Genomic DNA, 25846 nt, shown 5'->3' on the forward strand with positions numbered 1-25846 from the left:
CGTTCTGCACGGCGCGTCACGCGACCATCTCGGTCACGTGGAGATGAATATGTTCGGGGAAATAACAACGATGCGTGTTCCCAGAAGCTGATAACGGGCTGGATTACTGAAATGACCCGTGTTCCCATTTCCGAACAAGGGTGCGTACGCGTTCGGTAGTTACAAACTCCTGTAGCCATCACGTGCCCACACGAATACACGAACTGGGCTGTGACCGACCAGTCCGGCTGTGATGCCACACTATCGTACGAATATCTATGCAAACGAAGACACGACTCCTCGTCGGCGGTGTGTTAATCCCGGTACTGTTCGGGGCGATGGCTGTCACCACCATGGGTGGTGCTGCCGAGTTTACGACGCCAACGAAAATAGCGGATACAGACGAATACGCCGGAGACAGGGTAAACCTCGAAGGAATCGCGATCGACATCGAACAGACGAACGAGCGCCTGTCGTTCAACGTCACGGACGCGAACGCGTCGGTTCCCGTGGTCTATGACGGTCCGATGCCGGAGACGATGTCTGTCGGCCGGACAGTCGTCGCGAAGGGGTACTACAACGGAAGCGTGGTCGAGGCGGAGTCCCTGTCTATTCGCGCACACGAAGGAGAACATCCATCGGACCACAACAACTCAACTGACTATGACTCCACGAAATACGAGTCGATGAACGGGACCCACGCGAACGTCACGGGCCACGAGAACGTGACTGCGCACGGAAACGTATCGAGCGACGATGGGACAAACAGTGAACAAGCGGTCGGGGCACGGCCGGTATAATCACGGTTCGATTCATGAGTGAGACGTCAGGGATTTTTCAGGGCCGGTCTCGCCGTGCAATCACTGTCTTCGCCAGCGGGGTCTCGGTTGTGGGGACCTCCTTCGCAGTGTACGGGACAACTCGGGAGTTCGTTCTCATCGCGGCCAGCCGAACCGCGCTGGATATCCTCCCGAGTTCACTCGTCGCCTCGATCATCTGGAACTTTGGCGACCTGTCGTTTTCGCTTGCCCTCCTCGTGTTCGGCATCGCGCTGGCCGGCGTCACCGGTGCGGTCAGCTACGCCGGCTTCCGGGCGGGTGAGCAACTCGTTGAGGCGGCACCGAACGTCGGCGGAATGGTGCTATCGCTGCTTGCTGTCTGGATGTTCGTCGCCGCGACCGTCTGGTCGCCGCTGGCCGCGGTGTTGCCTGCCGCCGCCGGGACTATCGGTACCGGACTGGCAATCGCGCGCTCGACCGACGACGCCGAGCAGCTAGCGACTCCCGCGGACAGACGTGCGTTCGTCAAGACCCTCGCCGGGCTCGGCGCCTACAACGTCGTCGCCCACGCCGTCGGATTCGTACAGGGCAGCGGGTCCCAGACAGACGACCTGTCCACATCGTCGTCCGCGAGCGAGGAGGGGTCCGATCCGGTCGACCAGCGCCTCGGCACAGCGGCGGACCGCTCGTTCGATATCGAGGGTATGACCGGACTAATCGACACGACGGACTCGTTTTTCACCGTCGATATCAATCCCCGGCCGCCGGCTGTCGAGGCTGATAGCTGGGCGCTCTCTGTCACCGGCAACGTCGAGACGGAACGGGAGTTCACTTACGAGGAGCTGCGACAGCGGGAGACGATGTACCGGTTCAAAACGCTGCGCTGTCTGGGGGATCCGGTCGACGGCGACCAGATCGGGACCGCCCTCTGGACGGGCTGTTCGCTGATGGATGTCCTGTCTGAAGCTGGCGTCAATGGGAGCCACGCCGTCTTCCGCGCGACCGACGACTACTACTACTCGATGCCGGTGTCGATGCTTTCGGATGCGATGCTGGCCTACGGGATGAACGAGCGACAGCTCCCCCGTCAGCACGGGTTTCCGGTCCGGGCGCTGATTCCCAACCGGTGGGGCAAGCTCAACGTGAAGTGGATCGAGGAAATCGAGATCGTCGACCAGTCGGAGAGCGGCTACTGGGAAGAACGGGGCTGGAACGGCATGGGAACGGTCAATACGGTCGTCAAAATCAAAACGAGCAACCGACTCTCCGACGGGCGGGTCCAGCTCGGCGGGCACGCTTACGCCGGGACAGATGGGATACGGGCGGTGCTTGTCTCGCTTGATGGCGGCGAAACGTGGGACACGGCGACGCTATCGGACCGACTACCGGACCCGGACACCTGGCGCCAATGGAAGTACGAGTGGCAGCCCGACCGCTCCAACTACACTATCGTAGCGAAAGCAATCGACGGGACCGGGACCGAACAGACGCGCGTGCGCTCAGACCCGCTCCCGGACGGCGCGACTGGCTGGAGTCGGCTCGACCTGAACGTCCAGTTGTAAAATAGCCTGTTTAGCCGATTAGGGCAGAAATGGCGTTACTGATCGACAAGTTCTGAGACCTGTTCTTCGAGTGCCGTCACCTGGTTACGGAGGTAACCGACGTACATGATGAGCGCCAGAAAGACCGCGCTGTAGCCGACCAGAAGGAGGGGTTCCATGTTCACTCACCTCCCTGGCCCGGTCCCATCGCGTGGTCATCGAGCGTTCGGTCGCGGCGAGCGTAGTTGACGCGACGCTTGAGTTCCCGCAGCTGCACCCGGGACCCGACGAAATAAAGATAAATAAGCAGGAGTGCCGCGATAGACAGGAGCAGCGCCGGGACCGTAATCGTCGCGTCCGTGTCCGGGTTCCCGGTCGTCGGTCGATGGAACGTGGGCGTCCAGAGCCGTGTGGACAGATACGACAGCGGCACAGTCACGAACCCGACGATACCGTACACCGACGTGATGCGTTTGAGCGAGGCCGAGTCCCCGCCCGCGGAGTAAATAAGCAGATAGCCCGCGTAGATGAACCAGATGACGAGGAACGTCACGAGGCGGATGTCGGTCCACTCCCACCAGCTGTTCCAGATGACTTTCCCCCAGACGCTCCCAGTCACCAGCGTCAGCGTGACCATCAGGAACCCGACTTCGCCCGACGAGTGGGCGAGGAACTCCCAGAACGGTGTCTCGGTCGCCAGGTAGAGAGCACAGCCGAGGAATGTCACTGTGAGTGCGACCGCCGCGGCCGTCGCCAGCCCGATGTGCCAGTACGCGATCAGATTGATCTGATTGCTTACGCCGTACATCGAATCTGACGCCATGCCGAAGACGCTCCCCAGCGATGCTACCCCGGCCAGGAGCGTCAAGTACTTGATAATACTCGACCGAAACAGCGCGCGGAGAGACGGAATCCCGCGGGTTTCGAGCCGTGACAATACGTTCATACGCTCAGTTCTTGAGGCCATACAAAAAACTGTTGTGCGGATTCTCAACGGATTGCAGGCCGGTAATCAAGAGACTGCGGTCGACCGCTCTAGCGCGACCTTCCCTGCATATTTACCGCTCCATTTTAATAGGGGTCAGGAACATGTGCGAATATGTCGCGACAGCCGTTGGCTCGCGCCGTCTTCGTTGTTGGCATGTCGTTGCTGTTGGTCGGCGGACCGATTGTAAGCACCGTTGGTGCTGTGGATGGGGGCCCGTCAACTGCAGCAGTGAGCGACACGCTTGACGAGACAGCGCAACAGACCGCACAGACGAGTAATCAGAGTAGCAACGAGACGTCCGATCTGCCCGTCGAACCACCGACCAGTCAGCCGCTGCCGTCTTACGAGGACGTTCGGGAGCCCGGTGACACGGAGGCGAAGATCGAACTCGGAAAGAAACTGTTCTTCGACCCTCGCCTCTCGGACACCGGCTCTATCTCCTGTAACACCTGCCACAACGTGATGGAAGGTGGTGACGGGAGCCGAACTGTCGGTCGTGGTGTCCACGGCCAGACGGGACCGCGGAATTCGCCGACGGTGTGGAACGCCGTGTTCATGAGCACGCAGTTCTGGGACGGCCGCGCCGACTCGCTCGAAGAGCAGGCGAAAGGTCCCATCACCGCGGGCGTCGAGATGGGAATGCCGACCTCCGAGGCAGCGATGGAGAAGATCCGCAACAACGAGGGCTACGTCGAGATGTACGAGGAGGTCTACGGCGGTGAGGACCCGGTCACGCTCAACAACACCGTCGACGCTATCGCCGCCTACGAGCGGACGCTCATCACCCCGAACAGCTCGTACGACCGGTACGTCAGAGGTGACGAGGACGCCCTGACCGAACGACAGCTCAACGGCATGGAGACGTTCAAGGAACTGGGCTGTCAGGGCTGTCACTCCGGTCCCGCGTTCAACGGTCCACAGTGGCAGCAGGAGGACGGGAACGGATACTACCAGCAACTGGGCGTCTACCAGGGCACGAACCCGCAGTGTGACCAGTACATCGACCAGTACAACCTGTATGCCGACGCCGGACGCGCTGACGTGACCGGCGACAGCAGTGACGAACACATGTTCAAAGTGCCGACGCTCCGGAACGTCGAGCACACAGCGCCGTACTTCCACAACGGGCAGGTCCGGACGCTGGAGAACGCGACGAAGGTAATGGCGTCCTGTCAGGTCGGCCAGAACATCTCCGACCAGCAAGCAGAGAACGTCACCGCGTTCATGACCAGTCTCACCGGTGAGTATCCGGACCAGCAGATGCCGCGTATCCCATCCCGGAGCGGCGGCGAACCGATGCTCCCCGCAGACGCGGGTGACGCGTCCGCACCGGACAGCGGTGACGACACTGAATCGGTCGGAACCCCCGCAGAAACGGCCGCATCACAGCAGACTGCCGAACCCCAGCAGGCGGGGGTTAGCGGCGGTGGTAGTGATGGGGGGTCCCCGACCAGTGCCGCCGCGTTCATGATGGCCGCCGCGTTACTCATCGCGCTCCTCGCTGTGGCGTACGCACAGCGCAAGCGGTAACAGGAACCGATAGCCTTTCTGGCATCACTTCTTTTATTACAGTCACCAAATGAACGCTCGTAAAACGATCACCATCGCGTTCTTTCTGGTGGTCCTCGGGGTGGGCCACTATTCGATGAACGCCGCACCGGTGATCCGGGACGACGCGCACACGTATCAAGGAGGCATAGAGTGGGAGACAGATCCCGGCACTGCGTTCGATGCGGCCCAGTCACAGGATAAACCGGTTCTGGTCTACTACTGGGCCACGTGGTGTACGTACTGCGAGCGGTACGACAAGAACCACTATCGGAACGAAACCGTCCGTGCCGCGATGGACGAATACGTCCTACTCGCGGTAAACGTCGATGACCCGGGCGATGGGGCGACGCTCGCCCGCCAGCATCAGGCGACGTATCCGCCACAGCACCGCATCATGACGCCGGAGGGCGAAACCGTCGAGAGCGTCGAGGGATACATCGGGCGGGACGAACTGCTCGCGACGCTTGAGAAGGGGTCCGAGGAGGCGACATGACGACGGTCGTGTTCGGTCTCGCGGTCGGAACCTGGCTGCTGGCGATCGGCCTGTTCGGGAGCGTGCTCGCAACGGTGTTGCTCGGGTACGAGTACGCGACCGGCGACCAGTCGTTCCGCCGCGTCAGTCAGGGTGCCGCAGGCGTTGCGACGGGGTCGTTTGTCATCGCACTACTGTATCTGACTTCGCAGTTCCTCAGTGAGGATTACACCAACGCGTACGTCTGGGACAACACCGCGAACTACCTCCCGACGCTGTACAAGGTTACGGGCGTGTACGCGTCCAACGCGGGGTCGATACTGCTGTGGGCAATGCTCACGGCTGTTGTCGTCACGACGACACTGCTGTTGGACCGGTACAGCACGCGCGGCGCGCGCCTCTCGCAGTCCCTCGGGATGGGTGTTGTCACCGTGTTCGCCTGGATGCTCGTCAACGACAGCCCGTTTACGCCCCTGTCTACAGCGTACCCGTCTGTCGCAGCGAACGGGATTCCACAGGACGGGAGCGGGCTGAACCCGCTGCTTGTCGACCCGTTCATGGCCATCCACCCGCCGATAACGTTCTCGGCGTACGCGCTCATGGTGGTCCCCTTCACTGTCGGGGTAACCCACTTCGTCGCCAAACTCCGGGGAACCGAGAGCGTGTTCGACAACTGGCTGGGCAGCATGACGCGCTGGCTCCGGGGGTCGTGGTTCCTGCTGACCGCCGCGATTACGCTTGGCGGGATCTGGGCGTATCGGGTACTGGGCTGGGGCGGCTTCTGGTCGTGGGACCCAGTCGAAACGTCAGTCCTCATCCCGTGGCTCGGACTGACCGCCGTGTTGCATACGCTCAACCAGTACCGGCGCTCCGGCCGGTACGCAGTGCTTGCGCCCGCCGCTACGGCGGTGTTGCTTCCGCTCGCCATCTACGCGACGACCGTCGTCCGGAGCGGCGTCTTTCGGAGTGTTCACTCGTTCGCCGGCGGTGGCATCGGGAGCGGCGTCCTGTTCCTGCTTGGAACGACAACGACGCTCGCGGTTGGGCCTGCGTTCGTCCACTGGTTCCGGACCGAGCAAAGTGACGCCGAAGAGGCGGGACTGCTCGATCGGGCGACGATCTATCACGCCGCTGTGCTGGGGTTCATCCTGCTGGCCTTCGTCTCACTCTGGGGGCTCACCTTCCCCGTGGTTCGCAGCCTCGCGTCGGGCGTCGAGGTCAGCGTCGACGCGCGGTACTACAACCTCTGGAGCTTCCCGGTCGTCGTCGGAATGCTCCTGGCGGGAGGGATGTACGCACAGCAAGAGCGCTTCAGCACCCGAACGACAGTCGGGACGGCCGCCGCAGTTCTGGTCGCGTCCCTCGTCGCCGGCGTCGTGCTGGCACGGCCGGAGTGGCAACTGGCCTCGACCGAGCCGTTCGACCCGGCGTACTACCGCGCTATCGGGAGCCTCAGCGTGGTTACGGTGCTTCCCCCCGCCGTCTACTTCGCGGGCGCGTGGATCATCCGTTACGTGAAACGAGTCCGCCGGCTGACCGGGCGGCACGCGAAGCTGAACGAGACCGGTATCGTGCTCATCCACGTCGGCGCGGCGCTGCTCATCGTCTCTGTCTCGTTTGTCTACGTCTTCTCGACGACGGCCTCGGTCGGTCTCGTCGGCGCGACCGAACTGGACGACCCCGGCGAGCGAATCGTTCGCGACGTCGAGGGGTCGCCGTACACGGTCGAAGTGACGGACTATTCGCCGGAGAACACACCGACGATGGCCGAGGCGGCAATGACGCCGGCAGAGGCCGGGTCTGTCGATACGTCGGCGTCGACGGTCCTCGTGAAAGGGGAGGTAACCGCGATCCAGCGCTTCGAGGACACGACCATCGCACAGCTCAACGGGTCCCGCGTGTGGGTCGGTGCCGACAGCGGGACGGTACAGTTCGAAGAGGGCTCGGTAGTCGTCGCCCGCGGGACCCTCTCTGATCCCCGCTCGGAGAACATCGACGCGCTCGTCTACACCAACGGTGACAACTTCGGATCGGCGTCGGACCCACCGACGGAGGTGTACTCGCCGCGAGTCGTCGACCATCGGTTCGACGTCCAACTGTACCGTGACGACACGCTGGTCGCCGATGGCACTGTCAGCGAACAGTCGTACCGCGGCCGCGATATGCAGACGAACGACCCGCTCATCGAACGCGGCATCACCGGTGACACGTACGTCGTCGGGACCCGAACCGCGGGTGGGCTCTCCATCGAAATCAGTCGCTACCCGCTGGCCAACCAGATATGGCTCGGCGTCGCCGTAATGTTGCTCGGGATGGGGCTGGTGTTCATGTTCGACCCGGCGTCGGGCGCTGCCGGTGGCCGCAACGCTGGCCCGCGTGACTGATACTGTCGGCTGTACCGTCACGGCAGCAATCGGCATCTCAGTGTGCCGAGCGTTTCCACGCCCGTACAGCCAACAGTGTGAGCCGTCGCGTGGCAGCGCTCGGTCAGGCCTCGATAACGAACTCGAAGCTCACCCACCCAGTGACGATGACGGTCCCGTCGTACACGAGGAGGATACGGAACCACTCCGACAGCCAGAACGGCCCGCCGGCGAGGCCGGTGAGTTCGATACCCGCGAGGATAACCGGGACGACGAGCGGGACGAGCAACACCGGCAGGAGTGATTCGTTGACCTGTGAGTTCAGCGTCAGCGCTGTCAGCAACACGCCGGCGGCGCTGAACCCGATAGCCGCGAGCGGGAACACGACCGCAAGCTGGACGAGCAAGGCGGGTTCGAACGGCGCGCCGAGAAAGACCGTGACTGCAACGAGAGTAACCCACCCGATGGCCGTCACGAACACTGTCGAGCTACAGACTTTGCCCAGGTAGATAGCCGACCGGTCAACAGGGGCGAGCATCAGCCCCTCGATCGCGGCGTTGGCGTCTTCGACAGCGATGCCCCGGGAGAGCGCGAGCGTCGTGGCGAAGACGAGCGCTATCCACAGGCCGCCACGGGCGATAACTGCTTGTTCGTCCACGCGGCGGACGAACACGAACGAGAAGATGACGACTATCAGCAGCGCCAGCACCGCCGCACCGTTGGCCCGGCGCTTGCCCCGTGCTTCGAGCAGCAGATCTTTCGCCGCGATAGCCCGAACGGCGCGCAGATACTGGCGAATCATAGCTGTCCCGGCGCGTTCACGTAGTCCTGTTTGATCGCGTCCGGTCCGGGACACTGGGCCGTGTCGATGTCGCGGGTGAGCTGTCCGCCGTCGAGCACGAGCACGCGGTCGGCGTAGTCGAACCCCCGGTCGATAGCGTGTGTCGCAAAGACGATTGTCGTCTCCGTGAGTTCCCGGAGCTGGTCTGTCACCCGCAGCAGTGACTCCTCGTCGAGCCCGGTGAAGGGCTCGTCAAGCAACAACAGCGCGGGGTCGTGCAGCGTCGCCCGGGCGAGCGCGAGCCGCTTTGCCATCCCGTGGGAGAACTCGCTCACCGGGTCGCTCCCGCGGTCGGTGAGCCCGACTGCGTCGAGTTGGGACTCACACCGGCTCAGCTCTACCCCGTGTAGCCGGGCGTGCAGGCGAAGGTTCTCCAGCGCAGTTAGCTGTTCATACAGGTACGTCTCGTGGGCGACGAACCCGATGTCCCCGCGCTGTGTCGGCCGGTCGCGGGAGAACTCGGTGTCCTGCAGGGAAATCGTCCCCTCGCTCGGTCGGGTCAGCGTCGCTATGAGTCTGAGTAACGTGGTCTTGCCTGAGCCGTTGTGCCCGAACAGAAGCACCGTCTCGCCGCGGCTCACGTCGACAGTAATCCCCTCAACACCGACCTGTGGGCCGAAATACTTCGAGACTGAAGACAGCGAGAGGAAAGCCATCACTGGAGAGACGGACAGCAGATGTTTTTACCTTTTGTAATCCAAGTACGGGTATGGCAGCGGTTTCGTTTCTCGCGTCGTTCGCCGCCGGTGCCGTCACTGTCTTTACGCCGTGCTGTCTGCCGGTGCTTCCGCCACTCCTGTCGGGGAGCGTGGGACATCGGCTGAAACCGCTCGCGATTGTCGGCGGGAGCGTCGTTTCGTTCACGCTTGTCGGCCTGTTGACGGGCTATCTGGGAACGCTCACGTCCGACTCGCTCCGGGCTCCAGCGTTTCTTGTCATCATCGCCTTCGGCGCGGTCATGGCCGATGACGACCTCCACGAAGCGTATGCGACGACCGCGTCCAAAGTCTCAGGGCGGGTCGACGGCATCGGCTTTCTCTCAAGCGCGGCCCATCCGCTTGCGGCCGGGTTCACCCTCGGACTCGTTATCGGTATCCTCTGGCTGCCGTGCGTCGGCCCAGTTCTTGGCGCTGTGTTGGCGTACGCGGGAACGACGGGGGATGTCTCACAGAGTGGTCTGCTGTTGTTCAGCTACGGCGTCGGGTTCGGTCTCCCGATGCTCGGTGTCGCCTACGGCAGCAAGGTCGCCGGCAGGCGAGTCAGCGGCGCGCTCCCGGGTGTCGAACAGACCGAAACAGTCCGTCGACTCGCCGGGTACCTCCTGTTACTGAGTGGTGTCGCGCTGCTGTTCCAGCTGGACCGCGTCTTGCTCTCGGCGCTCTGACGCAGGACTGTCGCCGGTGATCACCCGGCCATCGCGGCAACACGGAGCATCAGGAACAGCATCATCACCTGCAGCGCCCCCTGAACGGTGAGTAATGTCGCAGTACGGGTGCCAAGAGAGACGACGCGCTCCGGGTCGGGGTTCGCGCTGCGGAGTTCGCGGTAGGCAAGAATATCTGTCGGCAACACGCCAAGCAGTGCGATAGCCGCGATGGCGACTGCGACACCGAGCACAGTCTGGATGAGCGTGGTCATCGGCCACACGATTTCGTACGTCAGCGCCATCGTGATGCCGGCGGTAATCGTCACGATGGCAAGCGTGGGCAACAGGACAACCGTCGCCGGCACGAGCCGCCGCACTATCGCGTAAGCCGCTGATGTCTCGCGCTCCCGCAACAACGGCGCAACGCCGAAGCCGTAGGCGAGCACAAGCGCTGTCCACGCGGTCCCGACCCAGACGTGGACGGTGCGGAGCGTCGCGACTCGACCATCCAGGAACAGGTACCCGATGCCGACAGCGAGACAGATGGCCAGTCCTGCGCCGCCGACCCCCGCTGTGGCCCGTGTGTCTCGGTCGTCGACGGTAGCAGGGCGGTCCGCCATCGGTCTGTAGTTTGTCCCGGGAATCAAAAATAGGTCGGTCGGCGGACTTGTTGACGCGGTGGCCCACAGTGTCGTCCCGCCACCGTCCGGCGGTGCGAACACCGCAATTGCACAACGCTCATTGGTTCGGTGGAAAAACATCCGAACAGGGCTCCCAAATCGTGAGTCGAAACCAGACGCGCCGGAAGACGCTCGCATTGCTCGGATCTGCGATTTCGATTCCAGTCGCCGGCTGTTCGTCCGGCGACCTGTTCAGCAGCGAAACGGCAACCCCACCTGACACCGAAACGCCGACGCCCGAGCGGACAGTGGAACGGATTCCGGCGGAGTACCAGTTCCGGCGCTGGCTCCCCCCGCTGTGGACGCTCCCGTACTCGAACCCCCAGAAGGTCGGCTATCAGACTGTGAGCGTCTCGGACCTGCGATTCGCTCGACTCGACGCGTCGGCGGGGAACGAACTCATCGCTGACGCGGCAAGCGACGCACGGACAGAGAACAGCGTCCCGATGGCGATGACGTACCGCACTGAGGCGCTCGAAGTCGCTGTCGTCGCCCGAGGGCCGACCCAGTCTCTGCTCGAATCGTTCGAGGCCCAGGGCATGACCGAGGACTCGAGCGTCGACGGCTACCGTGTGTATCGCCAGACCGACGAGCAGGGCGGGCGACGGCTCACGTACATCGGCGGCAACGAATGGAGCGTCTACGTTCGGTTTAGCGGCGATCAGGATGATGACCTCACGGCAGCGCTTCTCGACACCAGGACTGGTGACGAGCCGTCGTGGTCGGGGGCAAGCCCTGAGACCCGGCCGCTGTTTTACGACGCCTACGTCGCCGCCGACGCACAGGGCGTGTTGTTCCCGTCGCCGGACCCGGGCGGTTTTGAGGGCGTGGACGGCAATCTCTACGGCGCGCTCGCGAGCACGACCTTCCCGAACCGCAGCGAGCAATCGTACGACACCGCGCGGATGCAGGTCACCCTCTCGTTTGCCGGTGATGCGTCCGTCCAGCGTTCAGCCGTCGAAGCCGTCTATCGAGGCGCCGCGGAGTCGGCTGAACGCGAAACGTTTCGCCTGTCGTACTGGCCGGTCTTCGACGACCCGACCGTTGAGCAGGTGGGCGAGAGCACACTGCGTGTCCGACAGGACGTGGACACACAGGCGCTCCGCGACGCACAGAGCTCTGGTACGGACTAGGGTGGGTTTTTTATATTACGCCGGCGCCGGTGTCGGCGGGCACCGGTACATTGCTACACTAAGCCGTATGAGTGAGCGTTCACAACACCGGTCCGCTTCGTGACGCAGCGCCGGTGTCGCCGACGCCGTTTCAGAGCCTCGTCAGGAGGTTGCGACCGGGTAGTTCCCAGTAGCTGAGAACACGCTAGTCCCGTTTTTCTTGGGGAGTCTAACAGAGGGGTATGGAAGAGTTCGACCACGAGGTAGACGCCCCGCGCGGCGCAACGAGTCGCGAGTGGGAGGTGTTCGTCCGCGAGGACACGGCGGACTCGCTCACGCACGTCGGAAGCGTCAGCGCGCCGTCCGCCGACATTGCCAGGGAGCAGGCAGCGTCACTGTTCGCGCGGACTGCCGTCACACTGTGGTTGTGCCCCGCCGACGAGACGCACCGCTATCAGACGGCCGATGTGACGCTCGGAGCAGGGCAAACGGGCGAGGACGCCACCATGAGTGTCGACGAGATGGAGTCGGAGACGCTCCGGGGGGAGAACCGATGATTTCGGTCTCGAAACTGCTCTGTGACCTCGACGCCGAGGGGGACGGCCTCCGGTACGACGCCGCCGACGAGTCGACCAAACGCCAGATCCGCGACGAGAAGCAGCGCCGGCCGGTCGTCGTCTGGAACGTCACCAAGCAGTGCAACCTCTACTGTGACCACTGTTACGCCGCTGCCGACACCGAAATCGCCGACGGGGAGCTCTCGACCGCGGAAGGCAAAGCGCTGCTGGATGACCTGGCCGACTACGGCGCGCCGGTAGTGCTGTTTTCCGGCGGCGAGCCGCTCGTCCGCAACGACCTCGAAGAGCTGGTCGCCTACGCGAACGAGGTCGGCGTCCGACCGGTGCTCTCGACCAACGGGACGCTCATCACTGAGGAGCGCGCCCGGTCGCTGAAAGACGCCGGACTCAAATACGCCGGCGTCTCCGTCGACGGCCTGCCGGAGCGAAACGACGACTTCCGCGGGGTCGACGGCGCGTTCGAGGGCGCGGTTCAGGGTATCGAGAACTGCCTCGACGCGGGGCTGAAGACTGGACTCCGGTACACGATAACCGAGCGCAACGCCGCGGACCTGGAGGGTGTCGTCGACCTACTGACCGACGTGGGCGTGGACCGTTTCTGTTTCTACCATCTGGATTATGGCGGCCGCGGGACCGAAATCGTCGACGCCGACCTCACACCCGAGGACCGCCGACAGGCGGTCAAGCGGGTCTGTGACATGACCCGCGAGTACCACGACCGCGGGGAGGAAATCGAGACGCTACTGGTCGGGAACTACGCCGACGCGGCGTACCTCGTCGAGTACGCCCGCGAGCACATGAGCGACGCGCAGGCCCAGCGAGTGTACGAGTACCTGCGGGTCAACGGCGGGGACCCGACCGGCGAGCGCGTCGCCGACGTGGATTATCAGGGCAACGTCCACCTCACGCAGTTCTGGCAGGGGTACTCACTGGGAAACGTCCGCGACCGCTCCTTTGGCGCTATCTGGGAAGACGAGTCGAATCCACTGCTGCGGGCGCTCCGGAATCGCGAGGACCATCTCACGGGAAAGTGTGCTGACTGCCGCTATGCCGGGGTCTGCCGCGGTGCCTCTCGGCTGCGGGCGCTCACCGTCGAGGACGACCTGTTCGCCCCGGACCCGCAGTGCTACCTGGATGACGCCGAGGTACACGGCCCGCTGCCGTTCGACACCGGTGGGAACTCGGTAGCCGGCGGGAGTTCGGCTGACTAAATCGGGCCACGCCACTTTAACGCCCATCAAGCTGAGGGCGACGACTCATTCTTGCGTATCGACAACTGTCACATGCGACCGTCGACTGACGGTCGTATCGTCGGGAAACACACGCTCAGTCTCGTGGGACAGATGGGCGTTCCTTCGGGCATTCGGCCGCCATGGACACGGCGGCCGGTTTGTTCTCTGTGAGCACTGGGGCGGACCGGGGCGTTTTTGCCCTGCCCCCCGTTATCGACACCTGTGCAGTCGGTTGAGCTACACGCGCATTCGTCGCTGTCGTACGACGGCCGTGACCCGGTCGAGCTCCTCTTAGAGCAAGCCAGCGGTGTCGGACTGGACGCGCTGGCCGTGACTGACCACGACGAAATCGATGCCAGCCTCCGGGCGGCCGAACTCGCCCCGGAGTACGGCCTCGTCGGAATTCCAGGGATGGAAGTCACGTGTGCTGCCGGACACGTGCTCGCTCTGGGGATTCAGGAGGCGATTCCACCGCACCTCCCGTTCGACGAGACGCTCGACCGCATCCGCAATCAGGGCGGACTCGCGGTCGTCCCGCATCCGTTTCAGGAGTCTCGTCACGGCGTCTTAGAGCACATCTCGAAGGCCGAACTCGCCACGGCCGACGCCATCGAGGTGTACAACTCGCGGCTGTTGACCGGGCGGTCGAACCGGCAGGCCGAGCGGTTCGCCCGTCGGGAGGGACTGCCGATGACCGCCGGGAGCGATGCCCACATCGCGGAGATGGTCGGGCAGGCAGTCACCAACGTCGGCACGGACGAGCGAACGGTCGAAGCAATTCTCGACGCGATTCGAGATGGCAAGACGACCGTCGAGGGCAAGCGGACGCCGTGGCGGATTAGCTTCCGGCAGGCCGCTGGCGGTGCGAAGCGACGCGTCAAGAACGGCATCGCGGAGCTCCTACAGTGATGCAGGGAGCCGATACAGACGCTGTCGCCGGTGCCCTCGAACGCGGCGACGCGCTTCCCGGAACCGGCGGCTTCGCGGGGGAACTGGACGGAGTGCTCGTCCGCGACGTACTCGGGCGGTATCCGCTGTTCGTGGAGCGCGCCGTCTCTGACGAGGGGCGACGTGCCCCCGGGCAGTGGAGCCACGACCCGACAGACCTCACAAACCCTAATTCGTTCCCCGCCGGCCACGTTCGGGACGAGAGTGGGTCCCGACGCCACTGGACTCTGCCGTCGCCGGAGCCGTTTGCCGACCGCGAGATAGCCATCGAGCAGGTCCGTAATGCCGTCGAGAAGAGCGTCGACGCCGTCGACACCGACGGCCTCGCCATCGCGTTCTCCGGCGGTGTGGACTCAGCGCTACTTGCAGCACGGCTTGACGCGCCGCTGTACGTCGCCGGCTTCCCCGACAGCCACGACGTTGAGGCGGCGCGGTCGGCCGCTGACCTGCTAGGAACCGAGGTCCGCGTCGTCGAACTCACACACGACGCTATCGAACGGGCCGTTCCCGAGATCGCCCGCGCGACGGGGCGGGTCAACGCCATGGACGTACAGATATCGCTCCCGCTGTCCCTCGCCGCCGAACGCGTCGCCGCCGACGGCTTCGACCGGCTGGCGCTCGGCCAGGGGGCCGACGAGCTGTTCGGCGGATACGCGAAAGTCGCCAAGGCGCCCGAGGACCCCCGCGTCGAGGCCGACACCGTTCGCGGGGCACAGCGCGAGGTCATTGCTTCGCTCCCAGACCAGCTTGAACGGGACGTCCTCACACTGCGGGCCGCGGGCGTCGAGCCAGTGACGCCGCTGTTACACGACCGCGTTGTCGATGCTGCCCTGCGTCTGGATGGCGACCTGCTCGTCGACGGCGAGACGCGGAAGGTCGCGCTCCGGGCGGCGGCCCGCGAATCGCTCCCGGACGAAATCGCCAGCCGGGACAAGAAGGCCGCCCAGTACGGCTCGCTCGCCGCTCGGGAACTCGACCGTCTGGCCCGGCAGGCCGGCTACAAACGCCGGATGGACGACCACGTCACGCAGTACGTCGAGTCGCTCATCGAGTGAGCCGCGTCTACGCCTCGCGAACCGATTTGATTGCCTGCTGACCGACCTCGACGACATCTGCCGGGAGTTCTTCGCGCCGGTCCTGCAGATCGGCAACGGAGAACCATTCCCAGTCGTCAGCCGGCTGTTCGCCCGGCCCCGGCGTGATGTCGCGGCCGTCCGCGCGACCGTAGAAGATGAAGTCGATGTGCTGGTGGCCGACCTCGCCCTCAGCGTTGACGTTGATGTCTTCGAGCAGGAAATGCTGTGGCTGCGGGATGGAGCGGACCGTCTCGCTCTCGATGTCCTGCTGTGGTGCGATCAGCTCTACGTCGAGGCCCAGTTCCTCGCGCGTTTCGCGCAGGGCGGCCTCGTGGGGGAGTTCGTCGCGGTCGATGTGGCCGCCGGCGGGCAGCCACATGTCGAGCTTGCTGTGTTCGTGCAGCGCGACGGCACCGTCGCTGACGACGTAGACAGTCGCGACAAAATGACGCGTCGTTTCCATACCGACGGGACGGGACAGTCGGTTGTTTCGGTTACGATATCGGTCAGGGGTGGATGTTGTCTTCCGCTTCCAGCAGTTCGTGGTAGCGGTTGCGGATGGTGACCTCGGAGATGTTCGCGACTTCGCTGACCTGGCTCTGGGTCACCTTCTCGTTGGTGAGCAGCGAGGCAGCGTACACCGCGGCGGCAGCGAGGCCGACCGGCGACTTCCCGGAGTGGACGCCCTCCTGTTTTGCGTTCTGGAGGAGCTGGCGAGCGCGCCGCTCGACTTCTTCGGAGAGGTCTAGATCCGACGCGAACCGCGGGACGTAGCTCTCGGGGTCGGCCGGCTGGATTTCGAGGCTGAGTTCACGGACGACGTAGCGGTAGGTGCGAGCGATCTCGTCTTTCTCGACCCGGGAGACGCCCGCAATCTCATCAAGCGACCGCGGCGTGCCGGCCTGTCGCGCGGCGGCATACAGCGACGCTGTCGAAACGCCTTCGATGGAGCGGCCCGGAAGGAGGTCTTCATCGAGTGCGCGGCGGTAGATGACGCTGGCCGTCTCGCGGACGTTCTCCGGCAGTCCGAGGGCGGAGGCCATGCGGTCGATTTCGCCCAGCGCCTGCTTGAGGTTGCGCTCCTTGGAGTCCCGAGTTCGAAAGCGCTCGTTCCAGGTGCGCAGTCGCTGCATCTTCTCGCGCTGGCGCGAAGACAGGGAGTTGCCGTAGGCGTCCTTGTCCTGCCAGCCGATGTTGGTCGACAGGCCCTTGTCGTGCATCATGTTCGTCGTCGGCGCGCCGACGCGGGATTTCTCGTCTTTTTCCTTCGAATCGAACGCGCGCCACTCGGGGCCGGGGTCGATCTCGTCTTCCTCGACAACCAGTCCACAGTCTTCACACACCGTTTCACCGCGCTCGCTGTCGGAGAGTAACGCGCCGCTACACTCCGGACAGACGAGCGTCTCCGACTCCTCTTCGTCCGTCTTCTCTGTCTCCGTTTCGCGCTCGTTCGAGTATCGGCGGATGCTGGTATCGGTCATTTGTTGGATGGGGGCAACCGGGTATCGGACCCGAAAAACGTGTTGTAACCAATTGTTGTACCTACGGCGACTTAAAACTTTTGTCTGTTTCAGAATCCCAATTTTCCGAAGGGAAAACAAGAGTTGGTAATTCTTGTTTATTCGCTTCTTAAATTGTTAATTACGCTATAGGTTTGCCCAGTGTTTCGAAACGCTTACCGCGCATCCAGCACTCCGGCCCGACATGAGCGACCCCGCCGTCGATCCCGAGGAGGTCCGGCACGTCGCGGACCTCGCCCGCGTCGACCTCGCAGATGACGAAATCGAGCGGTTCACCGAGCAGTTCGGCGACATCCTTGATGCATTCGAGGCGCTCGACGATGTCCCTGAAACAGAACGAGAGGCTGAGCTTTCGAACGTGATGCGCCCCGACGAGACGCGCGAAAGCCTCTCACAGGAGGCCGCGCTTCAGAACGCCAGCGACACCGAGGAAGGACAGTTCAAAGGGCCGAAGGTGTCGTAGATGACGGCGTACAACGGCTACGTCACCGAGGAGACAATCGAGGGGGCCGAGGACGGCCCGCTCGCGGGCCGGACTGTCGCGGTCAAAGATAACATCTCAACCGAGGGCGTCCGGACGACCTGTGGCTCGGCGATGCTTTCCGACTACGTCCCGCCGTACGACGCGACGGTCGTCGAGCGGCTGAAAGACGCCGGCGCGACTATCCCCGGCAAGACGAACATGGACGAGTTCGGGATGGGGACGACCACCGAGACCTCCGCGTTCGGTCCCGTCGAGAACCCCGTCGCCGAGGGCCGCGTGCCGGGCGGTTCCTCCGGCGGGTCGGCCGCCGTCGTCGCTGCTGGCGACGCCGACCTCGCGCTGGGGAGCGACACCGGCGGCTCCATCCGCTGCCCGGCTGCGTTCTGTGGCGTCGTCGGCATCAAACCCACCTACGGGCTGGTCTCCCGGTACGGCCTCGTCGCCTACGCCAACAGCCTCGAACAGATCGGTCCCATCGCGCCGACCGTCGAGGACGCCGCGGAACTGCTGGATGTTATCGCCGGCCCGGACGAACACGATGCGACGACGCAGGAAGCCCCCGAAGCTGACGGCTCCTACGCGGCGGCCGCCGACGGCGACGTGGACGGGCTCTCTATCGGCGTCCCAACCGAACTGCTGGATGGAGCCGACGACGCAGTCGTCGAGACGTTCTGGGATGCGATGGCCGATCTCGAAGCACAGGGCGCGAGCTATCACGAGGTCGACCTCCCGAGCGTCGAACACGCCGTCGAAGCCTACTACGTTATCGCGATGTCCGAGGCCTCCTCGAACCTCGCGCGGTTCGACGGCGTCCGGTACGGGCTCTCCGGGAGCGAAGCGAGCGGAGGCTCGGGAGACGAGCAGCGCGAGTCTGCCGGTGAGTCCGGCGGCTACGACGGCAACTGGAACGAGTCCTTCGCCAACGCCCGTGAGGAGGGCTTCGGCGAGGAGGTCAAGCGCCGGATTCTGCTCGGGACCTACGCTCTGTCGGCGGGCTACCACGACAAGTACTACAAGAAGGCTCAGGACGCTCGCGCGTGGGTCAAACAGGACTTCGACGAGGCGCTCGACGATGCCGATGTGCTCGCGTCGCCGACAATGCCTGTCCCACCGATGCAACGCGGCGAGAGTTTGGACGACCCACTCACGATGTATCTGGCCGACGCCAACACGACCCCGGTGAACCTCGCGAACCTCCCGGCAATCTCGGTTCCAGCCGGCGAGACTGGGGACGGGCTGCCCGTGGGCCTGCAGCTGGTCGGGCCGGCCTTTGGCGAGCGAGAAATCATCCGAGCGGGCAGCGCGCTGGCCTGAGACCGTCGCGTTTGGTCGCTGACACACCGCCGACCAGCCGCGTCCTCGTCACGTTTTTTATACAGCGAATCAAACCACGAACGATAGTGCCCGCGACCAACTCCAATCCACGGCTGCGTCTGACTTTCCTCCTGCTCGGCCTGATTGCCTTCGACGCACTTGCCGTGGCCATGGTGTACGTCCTGGCACACGTCGCCTACGGCCTGCTTCCGATGTTCGGCCTCCCGGTCGGTGCGTCAGTCTGGACCCGGGGATTCCATCTGGTCCCGCTCGGGCCGGTGGTATTAGCTGGAACGCCGTTCGTGTTGGCTCTCCAGTTCCTCTTTGGCTACCGGGTCACGCTGCGGGAGACCACCGGCGGGCCGGCCCTGCCCGAGGCGGCCGAGCCGGAGACAAGCCGAGAGCGGTTCGCCAGCATCAAACGCGAGCGGCTGGCGACACGGCTCCGCGAACGGGTCGGACGGCTGGCCCGAGCGGCGGACATGCCGACGCCCGACGTGCGCGTTATCGACTCGGCGACACCGAACAGCTACGCCGCGAGCCGGCCCGGCGAGCAGACGCTGTTCGTCACGACGGCACTCGTCGACCGCCTTGACGATGCCGAACTGGACGCCGTCCTCGCTCACGAACTCGCCCACCTGAAAAACGGCGACTCGTTCGTGATGACAGCGGCGGCGTTCCTGCCAATCGTGAGCGCACGCGCCATGCGGAGGCTCCGGACGACGCTCGAAACGTCGGTGGTCACCTACCGGTTCCTTGACGGGGAAATCAGCAGCAACGCTGTCGGTGCTGCCTATTTTCACCTCCCGCTGGTCGCGTTCGCGCTGGTCGCGCTCCCGCTCACGGCGGCGCTGTATCTGGCTAGCACGGCCTGTTACCGGCTGTTGTCCCGGATTCGGGAGTACGCTGCCGACGCCGGAGGCGTCGCCATCTGTGGCTCCCCGGCGGCGCTCGTCAGTGCACTGGAGGCGCTGACCGAGAACCTCCGTCCGACCGCCGATATCCGGGCCGCCGGGACGGGCGTCCGGGAACTGTGCGTGGTACCGTACGCGATTGCAGACGGGACGTCCGACCCGCCGGAGGGACGGGCCGAGCGGCTCGCCCACCGCTGGCAGAGCCTCTCCGAGCGGCTGCTGCCCAGGTCGCATCCACCTGTGGAAAGCCGCATTGCTGCGCTGGCGGAGCGACAGTCCGCCCTTGACCAGCCCGAACGGCTGTGACGAATGGGTACAGTTTACTCGCCGGCGGCCCGAGAGAACGTATGAGCGACGACGCCGAGGGACGACTCAGCTGGCTCCACTGGCCGACGGTCCTGAAAGGACTGGCACTGGGAATCGGGGCCGGCCTGATACTGGCCGTGTCACTGGGTGATTTCTACCTCGGGATACTGCTTGGAACGCTCAACGGCCTCGCGTTCGGTATCGGCTGGTCACACTCACGGGCCTGAGCTGTGCGAAGCAGACGCTACGCGGATGACAGTCACAGCACACTGTCGTACACATCGGCCAGCTTGTCGATGGCGTGTTCGACGCTGATCACGTCTCGACGGGCAAGACAGCGCTCCCGAAGGTGCTCTCGTTCGTCGAGGACACGCTCGATAGCCCCCCGGAAACCGTCGATGTCGCCTTCGTCGTAGGTGTAGCCGGTTTCACCGTCCTCGATGGTGTCGCTGAGCGCGCCGGCGTCGACACCGGCGACGGGCGTCCCACAGCAGTTGGCTTCCAGCGCGACGAGCCCCTGCGTCTCGACGGGGCTGGGGAACGCGAATACGTCAAGCGTCGAGTACAGCTCGGGCAGCTCCGCCCGGTCGAGAAAGCCAAGAAAACGCACGTCGACGTCGCTGTCTTCGGCCGTCGCTTCGAGCGACTCGCGGGCCGGTCCGTCGCCGCCGAACACGACAGTCACGTCCAGCCCCTCGCAGGCGGTGATGATGTCCTCAAGACACTTCTCGTAGCCGTGGCGGCCGGTGTAGCCGATGATAGGGCCATCAGGGAGGTCATAGCGGTCCCGGAAGTCGGCCGTGTCGACCGGTTCAAACACGGTCGTGTCGACGCCGTTCGGGACGACGGATACCGTTGTATCGAGGCCAATAGACTCTCGCAGATGAGTCGCTGCGCGCTCGCTCGGCGCGATGACGGTGTCGGCACGGCCCAGGAACCAGCGTTCGTAGCTCTCGGCGCTGGAGCGGACCGCTGACTCGACAGCACCGTTGAACGAGACGTACTCGGCGTACTCGCTGGTCGGCGTGTGATACGACGCGACGAACGGGATATCGAGTTTGCCCGCGAGTCGCTGGCCCGCCATCCCGAGGCTGAAAGGAGTGTGGGCGTGGACCAGTTCGGCGTCCCGGACGCCCTTCGGTATCTGTGGCATCCCGAGCCGAAACCCCTCGTAGAACGGGAACGGAAGGCTCCGGACCGGATACTCGTTCTCGGTCGGGTCGTGATTGCTTTTCGGATAGACCACGCCCATGCGACCGCCGCGGTCGCGCCAGCGGTCCCGCCACGTCTCGACCGTGTAGGTCACCCCATTGACGGTCGGGAGATACGTGTCGGTAAACGTCGCGACGTGCGGCAGTGCCATCGCCGCGGCGTAGCAGGACCAGGGCTTAAACGGTTGCCATTGGCACGCCACTCATCAGACAGCTGCCACCAGCCACCAGTCGCCAGAGCGTTTTTCCGCGGCCGCGGTGGATTGTGGGTCATGGACCGGGATGGCTGGCTGTACGCCTGGGCGCTCGCATCGGTCGCGCTGGGCGCAGGCTCGCTGCTCGTGCCGCTGTATTTCGTCGCTATCGGCGGTGAGACGTTCATGCTGGGCGTTCTCGCTGGAGTGGCCGCCGCCGCGGGTGCGCCGGGTGCACTCCTTTTCGGACGCCTCGCCGACAAAACAGAGAAGCGCCGCGCACTTGTCCTCATCGCGCTGGGGCTGGCGACCCTGGCGCTTTTGCTCGTCTCACTCACCGAACAGCCGTGGCTGGTCATCGTTGGCAACGGCCTCCTGTGGTTTGCGGCCGGCGCTGTCGCGCCGGTGCTGACGCTGCTTGTCACTGCCGGAACCGTCGAGCGGGACTGGCCGGCGCGGTTCGCCGTCCTGAACCGTTATCAGGGCTGGGGGTGGGCCGGCGGCCTCGTCCTCGGGCTGGTGTGGACGGCGCTGTTGTCGGTCCCGCTCGGTCCCCTCGTCGCCCAGCAGTCGCTACTGTGGGTGTGTGCGGCCGCGGTCGGCCTGTCAGCGTTTCTCGCAGCGAAGTGGCTGCCCCCCGACCCCGACGAGCTCGACCGGCCGCGGGCCAGTCGGATGGCGCGGGCCATCGCCCGGTCGCGTCGGCTTCCGGTCAGGAGCGCGACGTTCCCCGTCGGTCCGGGCCGGCTGTACTGGCTCACGCGGTCGATACACCCCCGAGAAGTCGCGGCCCGGTTCTCCCCGTCGCTGACCATCTACTTCGGGGCAGTCGTCGCATTCTTCGTCGGTTTCGGCGTGTTCTGGGGGCCGCTGCCGCTGTATCTCTCGCGGACGCTCGGCTACGAATCGGGGCTCGTCTTCGCACTGTATCTCGTCTCCAGCATCGGCTCGGCACTGTGGTACGACCGCGCCGGCTCGCTCGCCGAACGCTACAGCCCGAGCGGGCTTCAGGTCGGGGGCCTGCTCGCCCGCGCGGCGCTCCATCCGGCCGTCGCCGTCGTGGGACTCCTGCTGTCGGCGACGCTCATGGGGACGATTATCAACGGCGTCGTGTTCGCCCTCATCGGCGTCGCCTGGGCTGTCATCGCCGTCACCGCGGCCAGCGTCGTCACGCAGCTCGCACCGTCGGCCATTCGCGGCGAGGCGCTCGGCATCTACACCGCCGTCTCCGGGCTGGCAAGCGGCGTCGGGTCGATACTTGGCGGCTGGCTCGGCGGCTACGATTTCCTGCTTGCGTTCGGCGTCGCCGGCGCGCTGGTGCTGGTCGGTGCAGTGCTGGTCGCGGTCGTCTGGCGGCGCTCGCCGACGATATCTGTCGACAGCGAACCGCTTTCGGCGTAAGAATCGTCCGCTTCGACCGTCTCAGACCAGTTCGTCGTACGTCTCGACCAGCCGCCGGCCGACCCGATCCAGGCTGTGCTCTCTGGCCGTCTCCCTGGCGTTCTCGCCCAGCCGCTCCCGCAGGTCGGGGTTCTCGGCGAGGCGCTCCAGTGCTTCGCGGAACTCCGCTTCGTCCGCGCAGATGAGGCAGTCGTGGCCGTCCTCGTAGTACTCCCGGAACACCGGGATGTCCGAGAGGACGACCGCCTTCCCGCAGGCCATCGCCTCCAGCACAGCGATGCCCTGGTTCTCGGCCTTCGTCGGGAACAGGTACACGTCGCCGGCCCCGAACGCGCCGCGGATGTCCTCTATCCACCCGGTAAAGGTCACGTTCTCGGGCGGGTCGTTCACCCACCGCTTGACCGTCTTGGAGGCCTGTGGCCCGGCGTCGTAGGGACCGAACCACGCAAAGTCGTAGTCGGTTTCTTGCGCGAGTTCACAGAACGTCGTCAGCCCCTTGCGCTCGAAGACGTTGCCGACGGCGAAGACGACCATCCCGTCGAGGTCGTAGCGGTGCCGGTAGTCTTCCCGCAGGTCCTCGTAGCCCGCCAGCGCGTCGATGTCGACGCCGTTTGTCATCGGCCGTATCGGCGCATCGACGGGATAGGATTCGAGGATTCTCTTCGTGTACTCGGACGGGCAGAGAACCATATCGGCCTGCGAATAGAACCACTTCAAGTAGCGCCCCAGCGCCGGCGCAATCAGGTTCGACCCACGGAAACTGTCCCGGAAATCCTCGCGGGTGACGTGGGCGTGGAGGACGAGCGGGATGTCCGCCTGCGCCGCGTGCTGCGCCACGGCGACGGAGCCGGGTCCGATCATGTTGCAGTGGGCGATGTCGAACTGTCGGAACACCGGATCGTTGAACGCGATATTGCCACCCAGTGCCCACGCTGGATGGCCCTCCTGCCATGGCGTCGTCTCCACCTCGATGTCAGTCTCGGATAACGCCGCCCGCTGGTGGTCCACGGCGGTGCCGATGCCTGACCGGTCGAGGCGGTCGGCCAGTTCGAGATAGTTCAGGACACGCACGTCTCGGGGCTCTCTGGCCGAGCCGAAAATCCTATCGAATTGGTCTGTGGGGAGGGGATTGGAAGTCTTTACTTTCCAAACGATAGTCTAGAACAGCCAGAAAGTCCGCCCGGGTCGACTGATTTCACAACCACAGGGTGGGACTGAAAGGGGCGAGACGCTGGGCGTTCGAGACGACGTAAGCACTGGAGCGAACAGAGTGAGCGAAGCGCGCAGCGAGTCGCAGTAGCCCAGCGTCTCGGGGCTTTCTGGCTGTTCACAAAGCGACCAAATCGCGCGTCGACAATTGCTAGCTCGTTCGGAAGGCATTTTCCCGCCGCCGACCCAGTACCGCCAATGACGGACGAGGCGACCATCGCCCGCGAGCGGATCGAGCGCCTCCAGTCGCTCGCCCGCGAGGCCGTACAGGCCGGCAAGGAGGAACGTGCTCGGTCGTACGTCCTGCGTGCTCGACGCGTCGCCGAGCGTCACCGCCTGCGGCTGCCGCGGTCCTTCGAACGGTCGACGTGTGACGCCTGTAACACGTATCTCCTGCATGGCCACAACGCCCGGTCTCGAACCCAGTCCGGCCACGTCGTCATCACCTGCGACTGTGGGTCACAGTCCCGCTACCCGTACGACTGAGGTTTCTTTGCGACTACTGGTTTTAAGGGCCTGTCCTCGCTAAACGGTGTACATGAGTGATTCTTCTCGACAGTCGCGGATACACGACCTCGATGCGACGCTTCGCGTCGGTAAGCACGGCATCGAATCAGTAGCGGACGAACTCGACGACCAGCTGGAGAACACGGACTTGGTGAAGGTGAAGTTCCTCCGGTCGTCCCGGGGCGGCACGACGGCCGAAGAACTCGCTGAGGACCTGGCCGAGATGGTCAACGCAGAGGTGATTCAGGTCCGGGGCCACACTGCGGTGTTCGAGAAATGATGCAGGTCCAACCGCTCGCCGACTTGCTCGCAGGGTTCGGCGTGCCGGCAGCGGGGTCCATCGCCTCCGCGGTGGTCTTTGTCGTCGTCTTCGCCCTCGTCTACGTTCTGGGGAAGGCGATTGTCCTGCCTATCGTCGACCGCTCGCTCAAGTCCCGGGACCTCGATGCCCACGCCCGGCGACCGCTGAAGAAGGTCGTCAGTATCGGCATTGTCTTCGTCGCTATCTCCGTTGCCTTTGGTATGGCCGAGTACGGGAACTTCCTGCAGTCGCTGGCGACTATCGCCGCCGCGGCGACGCTGGCTATCGGCTTCGCGATGCAGGACGTTATCTCGAACTTCGTCGCCGGCGTGTTCATCTACACCGATAAGCCGTTCCGGATCGGCGACTGGATCGAGTGGGACGGCAACTCCGGCGTCGTCGAGGACATCAGCCTGCGGGTTTCCCGCGTCCGGACCTTCGACAACGAACTGCTGACCGTGCCGAACTCGAACCTGACAGACGGCGTCATCAAGAACCCCGTCGCGAAGGAGCAGCTTCGACTCAAATTCATGTTCGGCATCGGCTACGACGACGACATCGACAAGGCGACCGAGATAATTCTGGAAGAGGCCAGAGACCATCCGGGCATCATGGACGACCCCGAGCCCTCGGTCCGACTGACCGAACTCGGCGACTCCTCTGTCGGCCTCCAGTCCCGTATCTGGATCGAAGACCCGAGCCGCGCCGACTTCGTCAAGACACGCGGCGAGTACGTCACGTCAGTCAAGGAGCGGTTCGATGCGGAGGACATCAACATCCCGTACCCGAACCGGACCATCGGCGGCGGGCTGGAGATGACTGGGCTCGACAGCGTCGTGGAACCGGCTGACGACTAGGGACAGGTCGGCGGCTTTTTTCGGTGATCGCGGAACGTGACTGCTGTACCAGTGTCTGGTGCTTGGCTCGATACTGTGGCTTGTGCCTGCATGTACGGGAGGACCAGAGGCGATGCTCCCAG

General features: G+C 64.4%; 28 protein-coding genes. 19 read left to right on the forward strand and 9 right to left on the reverse strand.

Going from position 1 to position 25846, the window contains the following annotated elements; genetic code table 11:
* The first annotated feature begins 257 nt into the window (after nucleotides 1-257).
* Entirely contained in the window at nucleotides 258-779 is a 522-nt protein-coding gene (locus C437_RS06830) for a cytochrome c maturation protein CcmE domain-containing protein (RefSeq protein WP_004516181.1), read from the forward strand.
* Nucleotides 780-793: 14 nt separating this feature from the next.
* Complete coding sequence (locus C437_RS06835; RefSeq protein WP_004516182.1) at nucleotides 794-2320, forward strand: sulfite oxidase; 1527 nt, start codon at nucleotides 794-796, stop codon at nucleotides 2318-2320.
* 35 nt (nucleotides 2321-2355) lie between these two features.
* Here C437_RS06835 and C437_RS20805 read toward each other — a convergent pair whose 3' ends face one another.
* Together C437_RS20805 and ccsA (C437_RS06840) are read right to left on the reverse strand one after the other, a co-directional pair.
* The gene (locus C437_RS20805) at nucleotides 2356-2478 is read right to left on the reverse strand and encodes a hypothetical protein (RefSeq protein ID WP_004516183.1); all 123 of its coding nucleotides are present in this window, start codon (nucleotides 2476-2478) and stop codon (nucleotides 2356-2358) included.
* 2 nt (nucleotides 2479-2480) lie between these two features.
* Complete coding sequence (gene ccsA / locus C437_RS06840; RefSeq protein ID WP_004516184.1) at nucleotides 2481-3245, reverse strand: cytochrome c biogenesis protein CcsA; 765 nt, start codon at nucleotides 3243-3245, stop codon at nucleotides 2481-2483.
* Nucleotides 3246-3398: 153 nt separating this feature from the next.
* Between ccsA (C437_RS06840) and C437_RS06845 the strand changes: the two genes are divergently transcribed.
* From C437_RS06845 to ccsA (C437_RS06855), 3 genes are read left to right on the forward strand one after another with little or no spacing between them, the layout of a single operon-like run.
* A complete protein-coding gene (locus C437_RS06845; protein ID WP_004516185.1) occupies nucleotides 3399-4817 on the forward strand; it encodes a cytochrome-c peroxidase in 1419 nt (472 codons plus the stop codon).
* Between the two features lie 49 nt (nucleotides 4818-4866).
* Nucleotides 4867-5331: a thioredoxin family protein gene (locus C437_RS06850; protein WP_004516186.1), complete on the forward strand. Its 465-nt coding sequence runs from the start codon at nucleotides 4867-4869 to the stop codon at nucleotides 5329-5331.
* Complete coding sequence (gene ccsA / locus C437_RS06855; protein WP_004516187.1) at nucleotides 5328-7694, forward strand: cytochrome c biogenesis protein CcsA; 2367 nt, start codon at nucleotides 5328-5330, stop codon at nucleotides 7692-7694. Before C437_RS06850 ends, ccsA (C437_RS06855) begins: the two co-directional genes overlap by 4 nt.
* 103 nt (nucleotides 7695-7797) lie before the next feature.
* On the opposite strand, the gene C437_RS06860 is transcribed toward ccsA (C437_RS06855), so the two are convergent.
* A complete protein-coding gene (locus tag C437_RS06860) occupies nucleotides 7798-8475 on the reverse strand; it encodes a heme exporter protein CcmB (RefSeq protein ID WP_004516188.1) in 678 nt (225 codons plus the stop codon).
* On the reverse strand, nucleotides 8472-9170 hold the full coding sequence (ccmA, locus tag C437_RS06865) for a heme ABC exporter ATP-binding protein CcmA (protein ID WP_004516189.1): 699 nt from the start codon (nucleotides 9168-9170) through the stop codon (nucleotides 8472-8474). The genes C437_RS06860 and ccmA overlap by 4 nt, the downstream gene beginning before the upstream one ends.
* 53 nt (nucleotides 9171-9223) lie before the next feature.
* Here ccmA and C437_RS06870 point away from each other — a divergent pair, with 53 nt between their 5' ends.
* On the forward strand, nucleotides 9224-9898 hold the full coding sequence (locus tag C437_RS06870) for a cytochrome c biogenesis CcdA family protein (protein WP_004516190.1): 675 nt from the start codon (nucleotides 9224-9226) through the stop codon (nucleotides 9896-9898).
* Between the two features lie 20 nt (nucleotides 9899-9918).
* Here the strand turns inward: C437_RS06870 and C437_RS06875 are convergent, their stop codons facing one another.
* On the reverse strand, nucleotides 9919-10500 hold the full coding sequence (locus C437_RS06875; RefSeq protein WP_004516191.1) for a hypothetical protein: 582 nt from the start codon (nucleotides 10498-10500) through the stop codon (nucleotides 9919-9921).
* A 161-nt stretch (nucleotides 10501-10661) separates the two neighbouring features.
* Here C437_RS06875 and C437_RS06880 point away from each other — a divergent pair, with 161 nt between their 5' ends.
* From C437_RS06880 to C437_RS06900, 5 genes are all read left to right on the forward strand, one after another.
* Nucleotides 10662-11693 (forward strand): hypothetical protein, encoded by a 1032-nt coding sequence (locus C437_RS06880; protein ID WP_004516192.1) that lies wholly within the window; start codon nucleotides 10662-10664, stop codon nucleotides 11691-11693.
* Nucleotides 11694-11914: 221 nt separating this feature from the next.
* Nucleotides 11915-12229: an Htur_1727 family rSAM-partnered candidate RiPP gene (locus C437_RS06885; protein WP_004516193.1), complete on the forward strand. Its 315-nt coding sequence runs from the start codon at nucleotides 11915-11917 to the stop codon at nucleotides 12227-12229.
* Nucleotides 12226-13461 (forward strand): TIGR04347 family pseudo-SAM/SPASM protein, encoded by a 1236-nt coding sequence (locus C437_RS06890; protein WP_004516194.1) that lies wholly within the window; start codon nucleotides 12226-12228, stop codon nucleotides 13459-13461. The genes C437_RS06885 and C437_RS06890 overlap by 4 nt, the downstream gene beginning before the upstream one ends.
* Before the next feature lie 243 nt (nucleotides 13462-13704).
* Nucleotides 13705-14391 (forward strand): PHP domain-containing protein, encoded by a 687-nt coding sequence (locus C437_RS06895; protein WP_004516195.1) that lies wholly within the window; start codon nucleotides 13705-13707, stop codon nucleotides 14389-14391.
* The gene (locus C437_RS06900) at nucleotides 14391-15485 is read left to right on the forward strand and encodes an asparagine synthase C-terminal domain-containing protein (protein WP_004516196.1); all 1095 of its coding nucleotides are present in this window, start codon (nucleotides 14391-14393) and stop codon (nucleotides 15483-15485) included. The genes C437_RS06895 and C437_RS06900 overlap by 1 nt, the downstream gene beginning before the upstream one ends.
* 7 nt (nucleotides 15486-15492) lie before the next feature.
* Here the strand turns inward: C437_RS06900 and C437_RS06905 are convergent, their stop codons facing one another.
* Together C437_RS06905 and C437_RS06910 are read right to left on the reverse strand one after the other, a co-directional pair.
* Nucleotides 15493-15969, reverse strand: a complete 477-nt coding sequence (locus C437_RS06905; protein ID WP_004516197.1) for an NUDIX hydrolase — start codon at nucleotides 15967-15969, stop codon at nucleotides 15493-15495.
* 43 nt (nucleotides 15970-16012) lie between these two features.
* Nucleotides 16013-16987, reverse strand: a complete 975-nt coding sequence (locus tag C437_RS06910; protein ID WP_004516198.1) for a transcription initiation factor IIB — start codon at nucleotides 16985-16987, stop codon at nucleotides 16013-16015.
* 223 nt (nucleotides 16988-17210) lie between these two features.
* On the opposite strand from C437_RS06910, the gene gatC reads away from it, so the two are divergent.
* Genes gatC through C437_RS06930 form a run of 4 tightly spaced genes read left to right on the forward strand, consistent with a single transcriptional unit; the run spans nucleotide 17211 to nucleotide 20271 of the window.
* Complete coding sequence (gatC, locus tag C437_RS06915; protein ID WP_004516199.1) at nucleotides 17211-17489, forward strand: Asp-tRNA(Asn)/Glu-tRNA(Gln) amidotransferase subunit GatC; 279 nt, start codon at nucleotides 17211-17213, stop codon at nucleotides 17487-17489.
* Nucleotides 17490-18824, forward strand: a complete 1335-nt coding sequence (gatA, locus tag C437_RS06920; protein ID WP_004516200.1) for an Asp-tRNA(Asn)/Glu-tRNA(Gln) amidotransferase subunit GatA — start codon at nucleotides 17490-17492, stop codon at nucleotides 18822-18824. It abuts the gene before it with no gap.
* 11 nt (nucleotides 18825-18835) lie between these two features.
* Complete coding sequence (locus tag C437_RS06925) at nucleotides 18836-20044, forward strand: M48 family metallopeptidase (protein WP_004516201.1); 1209 nt, start codon at nucleotides 18836-18838, stop codon at nucleotides 20042-20044.
* Between the two features lie 41 nt (nucleotides 20045-20085).
* Entirely contained in the window at nucleotides 20086-20271 is a 186-nt protein-coding gene (locus tag C437_RS06930) for a hypothetical protein (protein WP_004516202.1), read from the forward strand.
* A 32-nt stretch (nucleotides 20272-20303) separates the two neighbouring features.
* Here C437_RS06930 and C437_RS06935 read toward each other — a convergent pair whose 3' ends face one another.
* Entirely contained in the window at nucleotides 20304-21401 is a 1098-nt protein-coding gene (locus tag C437_RS06935) for a glycosyltransferase (protein WP_394324835.1), read from the reverse strand.
* Between C437_RS06935 and C437_RS06940 the strand changes: the two genes are divergently transcribed.
* Nucleotides 21282-22850 (forward strand): MFS transporter, encoded by a 1569-nt coding sequence (locus C437_RS06940; protein ID WP_394324836.1) that lies wholly within the window; start codon nucleotides 21282-21284, stop codon nucleotides 22848-22850. The two genes, C437_RS06935 and C437_RS06940, sit on opposite strands and share 120 nt — an antisense overlap.
* A gap of 21 nt (nucleotides 22851-22871) precedes the next feature.
* Here the strand turns inward: C437_RS06940 and C437_RS06945 are convergent, their stop codons facing one another.
* Nucleotides 22872-23921 carry a glycosyltransferase family 4 protein gene (locus C437_RS06945; RefSeq protein ID WP_004516205.1) on the reverse strand — a complete coding sequence of 350 codons (1050 nt, stop codon included), beginning with the start codon at nucleotides 23919-23921 and terminating at the stop codon, nucleotides 22872-22874.
* A gap of 336 nt (nucleotides 23922-24257) precedes the next feature.
* Here C437_RS06945 and C437_RS06950 point away from each other — a divergent pair, with 336 nt between their 5' ends.
* From C437_RS06950 to C437_RS06960, 3 genes are read left to right on the forward strand one after another with little or no spacing between them, the layout of a single operon-like run.
* Nucleotides 24258-24545: a ribonuclease P protein component 4 gene (locus C437_RS06950; RefSeq protein ID WP_004516206.1), complete on the forward strand. Its 288-nt coding sequence runs from the start codon at nucleotides 24258-24260 to the stop codon at nucleotides 24543-24545.
* 52 nt (nucleotides 24546-24597) lie between these two features.
* Nucleotides 24598-24846 (forward strand): YhbY family RNA-binding protein, encoded by a 249-nt coding sequence (locus tag C437_RS06955; protein ID WP_004516207.1) that lies wholly within the window; start codon nucleotides 24598-24600, stop codon nucleotides 24844-24846.
* Nucleotides 24846-25724 (forward strand): mechanosensitive ion channel family protein, encoded by an 879-nt coding sequence (locus tag C437_RS06960; RefSeq protein ID WP_004516208.1) that lies wholly within the window; start codon nucleotides 24846-24848, stop codon nucleotides 25722-25724. The genes C437_RS06955 and C437_RS06960 overlap by 1 nt, the downstream gene beginning before the upstream one ends.
* Nucleotides 25725-25846: the final 122 nt, after the last annotated feature.

Source organism: Haloarcula vallismortis ATCC 29715 (genome assembly GCF_000337775.1).
Classification (GTDB): domain Archaea; phylum Halobacteriota; class Halobacteria; order Halobacteriales; family Haloarculaceae; genus Haloarcula; species Haloarcula vallismortis.